Raw genomic sequence first — 8,050 nt, forward strand, 5'->3', positions numbered from 1 at the left:
CGTTAGCTGCCGTCGGTTGGCGCTTTGGGCAGGCAGATGGTGAAGACCGATCCGCTGCCCAGCTCCGAATCCACGGAGATTGAACCGCCGTGCTGCTCGACGAGTGATTTCACGATGGCCAAGCCCAAACCCGAGCCACCCGTATCGCGGGTGCGCGAGGTGTCTGCACGGTAGAAGCGCTCGAAAATATGGGCCGCGTCTTCGGGGGAGATGCCTTTGCCGTCATCGGCAACGTCGATAAGCACGTGCTCCTCGTCGTCGCGCAAGGTCAGCGTCACCGACGCCTCCTCGCCGCCGTGGCGGATACCGTTGGACACCAGGTTAAGCAATACCTGGTGTAGGCGATCCGGGTCTCCGTTGACCATTGGAATCCCGGAGGCCTCGTTGTTGACGTTGATGGTGCGGCCCGCAAAAGCCGCCCGCGCCGAGGAACCCACTGACAGCACAAGTTCCAGCATGTCAACCTCGCGCATGTCCAGGCGTGAGCCCTCCGCGCGCGTCAGGGCCAGCAGATCCTCCACGAGCAACGACATCCGCTTAGACTCGGCATCGATCTTGCTGAAGACAAACTCCGCGTCCTGGGTAGCCCCCGAGCGGTACAGCTCCGTGTAGCCGCGCAGGCTGGTCAGCGGCGTGCGCAGCTCGTGGGAGGCATCGCCGACGAAGCGGCGCATTTGCTGTTCTTTTTCCTGCGCATCGACGACGGAATTCTGCAGCTGCCCCAGCATGACGTTGAGCGCTGCGGCAAGCTGCCCCACTTCAGTGTGCAGCGGCCACTCCGGCACGCGCTTGTCCAGGTTGCCCGCCGCGATTTGGGAAGCCGTTTTCTCGACCACGCGCAGCGGCCGCAGCGCCCGGTGGATCAGCCACATGCCCACCACCGCGATGATCAGCATGACCAAGGCCGCGATGATCACCTGGACAATCGCCAACCCTTTCAGGATGGAGTTTTCCGTCGTCATGTCTTTGGCGACGACCACCACGGAACCATCCCGTTGGAGTTTGGCCACGGCCCGCCATTCGGTTTCGCCCTGAATCGAGCGCACGGTGGTGGGTTCCCCACCGACGATCACGTTGCGTGCATCGGGCAACGCCGCGATCGGCCGCGTGGTCACCACGGAGCCATCGGGATAGTACGCCAGCGCCACATAATCCGTCGGGGGTCGGCGGCTTCCGTCCTGCGGCATATAAAAGGACTCGTCGAGGTTGCTGGCCCAGGAGCTGTGGGCGTCGTTAAGCTCGGTGTCCACTCGGGTGTAGAGCACGTTGCGCATGATCGACGACACCGCCAGGGAGGACATGGCCAGGCCAAGCCCCGATACCAGCACCATGAGGACAAGTAGCCACGTGCGCAGGGGCAGCGCTTTGGGGCGCTGCATACGCCGGCGCGGGGCTTTATCCCGCACCAGCGTCACCCCGGATTGTGGGGCCTGAATACTCGCGGTGGGTTCGCTCATAGTGGATGAGCCTACGAGCGCGGCATGCGCAGCACGTAACCGACACCGCGGACGGTGTGAATAAGCGGGGTATCGCCGGTATCAATTTTGCGGCGTAGGTAGGAAATGTAGGACTCGACCACGTTGCCGTCACCACCAAAGTCGTAGTGCCAGACATTATCCAGAATCTTGGACTTGGACAGCACCACCTCGCGGTTCTGCATGAGGTAGCGCAGCAGGTTGAACTCGGTGGGCGAAAGCTCCACGATCTCCCCCGCCTTGGTGACCTCGTGGGTGTCATCGTTGAGGGTGAGGTCGGCATAGGTCATGGTGGCGTCGCCGTCCTGGTCATCCACCGCGTTACCGCGGCGCAGAATCACGCGCAGGCGGGTGATGACCTCTTCCAGGCTGAAGGGCTTGGTGACGTAATCATCCGCGCCAATGGTCAAGCCGTGGATGCGCTGGTCCACGCTGTCCTTGGCGGTCAGGTAGAGCACGGGGCCGTCGAGGCCTTCCGCGCGCAGCTTGCCCAGCAACTCAAAACCATCCATGCCCGGCATCATGACGTCCATGATGTAGGCATCAGGGTTGATCTCCCGAGCGATGCGCAGGGCTTCGTTGCCGGAGTTGGCGCTGTGTACGTCGAATCCTTGAAATTTCAGGGAGACGGTGAGCAACTCAACGATATTGGGCTCGTCATCGACGACAAGTACCTTGACGTCCTTTGAATCATCCATGGTCCCGCTTTGGTCCTTTCTCCGCTTCTCCTGACGCCAGGAAGCGCCAAGGGATATCTCATTCAGAATGAGAAGTATTGCACTACGCCTTCCCAGGGTACTGAGCGGAGTCTGTACGTGCGCTGTGAACCGACTAGTCCCAGGCGAGATTGTCCAGATCCACCCCTTCCGCCTGGGCTTGCGCCTCAATCAGCTGGCGTAAATAGTCGGCGTTACCGCGGTAGGTCTCGTTAAACCGCGGGTCCTCGCAATACATGCGCGCCAGGATCACCTGCTTGGACCTCGACACCGGGTACCACTGGGCGATGAGGGCGCGGTGCTTGTCGACGATCTCCTTCGCCTCCTCGCCGCCCGGTTCAAGTCCTGCGTCCGCGGCCTCCTCTAGCTCGGACGCAAAGTTCTCATGGTCCACGGAGAATCCCTCCCAGTCCTTCTTCCCCATCGATTCCACGACGGCCGCACTGGCCGCCCATTCTTTGCTGTCGCCCCACTTCTCGTGGGCTTCTTCCTGCAGTTGGGGCCATGCGTCACCCAGGTTCCGCACTTTTTGGCTGGGGCTTAGGTTCTTATCCATTTCAGTCTCCTCAATTAGTCTTTCCACTGCGTACAACATGGCGTCGACGTCGGCTCGCCGCTTCTGCAAGGCCTCGTGTTGGGCGCGGAGGCGGGCCAGGGTGGCTGCGGAAGGGGCGTCGAGAAGCACTGCGATGTCTTTCAGCTCAATCCCGACGCTGCGATAAATCAGGATGTCCATCCCGCGTTGCACGTCATCTTCGGTGTAGAGGCGGTGATCGCCCCCGGTGCGCCACTGGGGGCTGAGCAGGCCGATGTCGTCCCAGTGCCGCAGGGTGCGGGTGGTGACTTTCAAAATGCCGGCCACATCGCCGATGCTGTAGTCGTTACGCATGTCGTTGAGCCTAAAAGTTCACGTCGCGTTAAGTGCAACTCCATCCACTCGGCAGGTGTTTTTGCCTACGATAATGAAGCATGACGCAAGCCTCGAAGCGCACTGACCGCCTCACCGTGGCTGCTTGGGCCCTGTGGGATTGGGGTTCGGCTGCCTTCAACGCGGTGCTCGTGACGTTTATTTTCTCGGTCTACCTCACGGACTCGGTGGGCCAGCAGATTGACTCGCAGTTCACCCCGGCGCAGTGGCTGTCGTGGTCCATGACGGTGGCGGGCCTGGTGATCTTTGCGGTGACCCCCGTGATGGGGCAGCGCTCTGACCGGTTGGGCACGCGGCGTCGCGCGCTGGGCTTCTGGTCGCTGCTGACCTTCCTGGTCATGGCCAGCCTGTTCTTCATCCGCAATGATGCGCCCGCGTATTTCTGGCTCGGCCTCATCGGCCTAGCGGTAGGTTCGGTGACCATCCAATTCGCCGAAGTCAATTACTTTGCCCAACTCAACCAGGTGGCCACCGAGGACAGAGTGGGCCGCGTATCCGGCCTGGGCTGGTCGGCAGGCTATTTCGGCGGCATCGTACTGCTGCTCATCTGCTACTTCGGCTTCGTCTCCAGCGAGGGCGGCGGACTGGGACTGTCCACGGAGGGTGGCTGGAATATTCGGCTCGTGGCACTGCTTTCGGCGGCGTGGTTTGGGCTGTCTGCCATCCCCGTGTTGCTGCGCGTGCCGGAGATTGCGCCGTCGGGTGAATCGACGGGCGGTGTGGCGGAGTCTTACCGCGAGCTGTGGCGGACGGTGCACACGCTGTGGCGGGAGGACCGCAATGCCTTTGCGTTCCTCTTTGCTTCTGCCATCTTCCGCGATGGCCTGTCCGCGGTGTTTAGCTTCGGGGCCGTGCTGGGCGTATCCGTCTATGGGCTTTCGCCTGGCGACGTCCTCATCTTCGGTGTTGCCGCCAACGTTGCGGCCGCGCTGGGCGCGGTGGTCGGCGGGCTGATCGACGACCACGTGGGCCCCAAAGCCATCATCCTCACCTGCCTGGCCATCTTGACGCTCATGGCCGGGATCATGTTTGTGGCGCAGGGGCCGACGGCCTTCTGGATCTGCGGACTCATCCTGTGCCTGTGCGTGGGGCCAGCCCAGGCTTCCGCCCGCGGCTTCTTGGCGCGTGTGGCCCCGCCGGGGCGCGAAGGCGAGATGTTTGGCCTCTACGCCACGACCGGGCGGGCCGTGGCGTGGTTGACGCCTTTCCTGTTCGGTGTCTTCGTCTCACTGTTGGGCCAGGGCGACCGAGGAGGCGTGCTCGCCATTGGGCTGGTCCTGCTCGTCGGCGCGCTGGTCCTCATCCCAGTCAAAGACCCCGCGAAGGCATAACGCTTTCGCGGGGTGGAACCGCAGGGTGTGGGTCCCTTTTAATGTGCGGCGCTTAACGCCGACACATTAAAAGTCCTGCGGGCGCGGAATATTGCGCAGGTTGGACTTCGCCATGGAGAGCATCTGGCCCACGCCACCACCGAAGACGGTGCGGGTTGCCGCCTTGGAGAATCCGAGCAGCTGCTCAAAGGTCAGTGTGGGCGGCAGGGAGAGGGCGTTGGGGTCGGTGACGACGTCGATAAGCGCAGGCCCATCGTAGGCCAAGGCCTCCTTGATGAGACGCGGCGCATCCTTCGGATCCTCGATGCGGAAGTGCTTGATGCCCGCACCCTCCGCAATCTTGGCGTAGTTGACGTGCTCGTGGTCGGTCTCATGCTCCGGCAGGCCCTGGACCAGCATCTCCAACTTGACCATGCCGAGGGAAGAGTTGTTGAACACGAACATCTTCACCGGCAGGTTGTGCAGCTTCACCGTGAGCAGCTCGCCCATGAGCATGGACAGCCCGCCGTCGCCGGAGAAGGTGATGACCTGGCGGTCCGGGTGCGCTGCCTGCGCACCGATGGCCATCGGCAGGGCGTTGGCCATGGTGCCGTGGCGGAAGGAACCGATCTGCTCGCGCTTACCGTTCGCAGTAATGTAGCGCGCGCCCCACACGTTGCACATACCGGTATCGACGGTGAAGATGGCGTCTTCATCGGCCTGCTGGTCAATGAGGTCGGCGATGTACTCCGGGTGGATCGGCGTGTGCTTCTCGACGCCGGAGGTGTAGGCCTCAACGACGTGATGCAGCTTGTCGTAGTGCTTCTTGAGCATCTTGTCGAGGAAGGAGCGGTCCTTCTTTTCATCGACGTGCGGCAGGATGTTCTCGATGGTGGCGGCGACATCGCCCGTCACCGGGTACTTGATGCGGGTGCGGCGGCCAATGTGGGAGCCATCGATGTCGACCTGGGCCACGTTGGCATCCGGCAGGAAGTCGTTATAGGGGAAGTCCGTGCCCAGCAGGATGAGCAGGTCTGCCTCGTGGGTAGCCTCGTGGGCCGCGCCGTAGCCGAGCAGGCCGGACATGCCGACGTCGAAGGGGTTGTCGTACTGGATGTACATCTTGCCGCCCAGGGCGTGGCCGATGGGAGCCTTGATCTTCTCGGCCAGCGCAAGGACCTGCTCGCGCGCGTCCTTGACGCCAGCACCGACGAAGAGGGCGACGGTCTTGGCCTCGTTGATGGCCTGGGTCAGCGCGGCGGCCTCTGCCGGGTCCGGGTAGACAACCGGACGGCCGGAGGAAATAACGGAGGAGGTGAAGGTGTCCTCTTCCGCCTCTTGAGTGGAGACATCACCCGGGATAACGAGGACGGACACGCCCTTGCCGGCCATGGTGCTCTGAATGGCATGGTGCAAGACCACGCCTCCCTGCTCAGCGGAGTTGACCATCTCGCAGTAGCCGGAGCACTCCTGAAAGATGGCCTCAGGGTGGGTTTCCTGGAAGAACTTCGAGCCGATCTGGCGGGAAGGAATGTGGCTGGCTAGGGCAAGGACCTTGGCGCCGTTGCGGTGGGCGTCGTAAAGCCCCTGAATAAGGTGCGTATTTCCCGGGCCGCAGGAGGCGGCGCACACGGCGAGGTTGCCGGTGGTGAGGGAATCCGCCTCAGCGGCGAATGCCGCGGCCTCTTCGTTGCGGACGTGGACCCACTCGATGGAGGACTGCCGCACCGCGTCCACGATGGGGTTGAGGGAATCACCGACAAGCCCATAGATGCGCTTAACTCCCTGGGCTTCCAAGGTTTCTACGAGTTGCGTGGCGTAATTGCGTGCCATGTTGTACCTCTCTAACTTTTATCGCTAACGGACCCCAGTGTTCTCCCTCCCGGTGGTGTTTCGCCACCATAAAGCTGCCTTCTCACGTCACGCGCACTTTGTGACTTTAACAACAAGTCAACATTCAAGACTTTGAAACTGTAACGACCGTTCGCTATAGTTTCGCAGCATGACAGACGTTCACACGAAAGCCTCCGCAGAGGCCTTAAGCACCTCAGCGACCCGACGGTGGATCTTTTTTAGTGTCATCTCCTTGGGTCTGCTCATGATCGGCTTGGACAACTCGATCCTTTACACTGCCCTGCCGGAGCTCTCCGAGCAGCTGCACGCCACCTCGCTGCAGCAGCTGTGGATCATCAACGCCTACGCGCTCATGCTCGCCGGCCTCCTCCTAGGCACCGGCACGTTAGGTGACAAGATCGGTCACCGCCGCATGTTCGTCATCGGCCTGTGGGTCTTCGGCATCGCTTCGCTGGCCGCCGCACTCGCCCCCGGCGCGTGGGAGCTCGTCGCCGCTCGCGCCTTCCTAGGTCTCGGTGCGTCCATCATGATGCCCGCTACCCTGGCGCTGATTCGCCTGACCTTTGAGGATGAGATTGAGCGCAACACCGCCATCGGCATTTGGGGCTCCATCGCCGTCGTCGGCGCGGCGGCGGGCCCCACGGTAGGCGGCTTCTTGCTCGAGCATTTCTGGTGGGGATCGGTCTTTTTGGTCAACGTGCCCATCGTCATCATCGCGCTCATCCTCACCGCCTTCCTCGCCCCGCCTAATGTGGCGAACCCGGCGAAGCAGTGGGATTTCTTGTCTTCCCTTTACGCGCTGATCACGCTGGCTTCGCTGGTGCTCGTCATCAAGTCTGTCGCCAGCTCCCATCTCAACGCCATGCTTATTGGCGGCGCGCTGGCTGCCTGTCTCATCGGTGCCATCCTCTTCACTCGCCGCCAGCACAAACTGAAGGAGCCGCTTCTCACCTTCGATATCTTCCGCTCGCCCATCTTCAGCGGCGGCGTGTTGGCCGCAGCCGGCGCCATGTTTGGCATGGCAGGGCTGGAAATGACCACCACGCAGAAGCTGCAGTTGGTGGACCTCTACTCCCCGCTGCACGCTGGGCTCATCATTTCCCTCATCGCGATTGCGGCGCTGCCGATGTCCGCGCTGGGCGGGGCTAACCTGCACCGCTGGGGTTTCTTGCCCATCATCGCCGGCGGCTTCCTCGCCATGGCAGCGGGCATTGGCGGCGTGGTGTGGGGCGGCACGCACGAGGTCTTCCCCGCATACCTGGCTGGTCTGTTCATCACTGGCCTCGGCGCGGGGTTCGTGATGTCGGTGTCCTCCACTGCCATCATCGGTGCCGCTCCTGCGTCACGCTCCGGCATGGCCGCGGGCGTGGAGGAAGTGTCTTATGAATTCGGTACGCTGCTGTCCATTGCGGTCACTGGATCAGTGCTGCCGATGCTCTACAAGAGCGGGCTCCCCGAGGACATCCAGGACTTAGGCATGGAAGCACTCCACAACCCCGCACTCGCGGAGGCCGCCGGCGCCGCGTATAACGACGCCTACCTAGCCACCGCCGCTGGGCTCGGCGTAGTCATGCTCATTTTTGCCGCGGTCACCGGCTGGTGCTTCCGCAGCAATCCAACCTCAGGAGGTGCCGATGCCACGCGTTAGTAAAAAGGTCGAGGCGCTCGAAAAGGCGCTCGCCATCATCGAAGAGGATGGCGTCCACGCACTGACCTACGATTCCTTGGCCACCGCAACGGGTATGAGTAAGTCTGGGCTCATCTACC

General features: G+C 62.4%; 6 protein-coding genes. 2 read left to right on the top strand and 4 right to left on the bottom strand.

Annotated elements, in window-relative coordinates; all coding sequences use genetic code 11:
- Positions 1 to 2: 2 nt before the first annotated feature.
- The 3 genes from HMPREF3056_RS06180 to HMPREF3056_RS06190 all read right to left on the bottom strand — a co-directional run bounded on the left by HMPREF3056_RS06180 (position 3) and on the right by HMPREF3056_RS06190 (position 3,080).
- A complete protein-coding gene (locus tag HMPREF3056_RS06180; protein ID WP_070546750.1) occupies positions 3 to 1,457 on the bottom strand; it encodes a sensor histidine kinase in 1,455 nt (484 codons plus the stop codon).
- Positions 1,458 to 1,468: 11 nt separating this feature from the next.
- Positions 1,469 to 2,173, bottom strand: a complete 705-nt coding sequence (locus HMPREF3056_RS06185; RefSeq protein ID WP_046649284.1) for a response regulator transcription factor — start codon at positions 2,171 to 2,173, stop codon at positions 1,469 to 1,471.
- A 133-nt stretch (positions 2,174 to 2,306) separates the two neighbouring features.
- Entirely contained in the window at positions 2,307 to 3,080 is a 774-nt protein-coding gene (locus HMPREF3056_RS06190) for a MerR family transcriptional regulator (RefSeq protein ID WP_046649283.1), read from the bottom strand.
- An 80-nt stretch (positions 3,081 to 3,160) separates the two neighbouring features.
- Here HMPREF3056_RS06190 and HMPREF3056_RS06195 point away from each other — a divergent pair, with 80 nt between their 5' ends.
- Positions 3,161 to 4,450 (top strand): MFS transporter, encoded by a 1,290-nt coding sequence (locus HMPREF3056_RS06195; RefSeq protein WP_070754350.1) that lies wholly within the window; start codon positions 3,161 to 3,163, stop codon positions 4,448 to 4,450.
- 66 nt (positions 4,451 to 4,516) lie between these two features.
- Here HMPREF3056_RS06195 and HMPREF3056_RS06200 read toward each other — a convergent pair whose 3' ends face one another.
- Positions 4,517 to 6,262 (bottom strand): pyruvate dehydrogenase, encoded by a 1,746-nt coding sequence (locus HMPREF3056_RS06200; RefSeq protein ID WP_070546757.1) that lies wholly within the window; start codon positions 6,260 to 6,262, stop codon positions 4,517 to 4,519.
- Positions 6,263 to 6,431: 169 nt separating this feature from the next.
- On the opposite strand from HMPREF3056_RS06200, the gene HMPREF3056_RS06205 reads away from it, so the two are divergent.
- The gene (locus tag HMPREF3056_RS06205; RefSeq protein WP_070546760.1) at positions 6,432 to 7,931 is read left to right on the top strand and encodes an MFS transporter; all 1,500 of its coding nucleotides are present in this window, start codon (positions 6,432 to 6,434) and stop codon (positions 7,929 to 7,931) included.
- Positions 7,932 to 8,050 lie beyond the last annotated feature (119 nt).

Origin of the sequence: Corynebacterium sp. HMSC056F09, from assembly GCF_001815785.1 — a bacterium.
GTDB lineage: Bacteria > Actinomycetota > Actinomycetes > Mycobacteriales > Mycobacteriaceae > Corynebacterium > Corynebacterium hiratae.

Excerpts from the sequence above, each read along its gene's own strand:
- HMPREF3056_RS06180 (WP_070546750.1), bottom strand. The coding sequence starts at position 1,457 with ATGAGCGAACCCACCGCGAGTATTCAGGCCCCACAATCCGGGGTGACG.
- HMPREF3056_RS06185 (WP_046649284.1), bottom strand. The coding sequence starts at position 2,173 with ATGGATGATTCAAAGGACGTCAAGGTACTTGTCGTCGATGACGAGCCC.
- HMPREF3056_RS06190 (WP_046649283.1), bottom strand. The coding sequence starts at position 3,080 with ATGCGTAACGACTACAGCATCGGCGATGTGGCCGGCATTTTGAAAGTC.
- HMPREF3056_RS06195 (WP_070754350.1), top strand. The coding sequence starts at position 3,161 with ATGACGCAAGCCTCGAAGCGCACTGACCGCCTCACCGTGGCTGCTTGG.
- HMPREF3056_RS06200 (WP_070546757.1), bottom strand. The coding sequence starts at position 6,262 with ATGGCACGCAATTACGCCACGCAACTCGTAGAAACCTTGGAAGCCCAG.
- HMPREF3056_RS06205 (WP_070546760.1), top strand. The coding sequence starts at position 6,432 with ATGACAGACGTTCACACGAAAGCCTCCGCAGAGGCCTTAAGCACCTCA.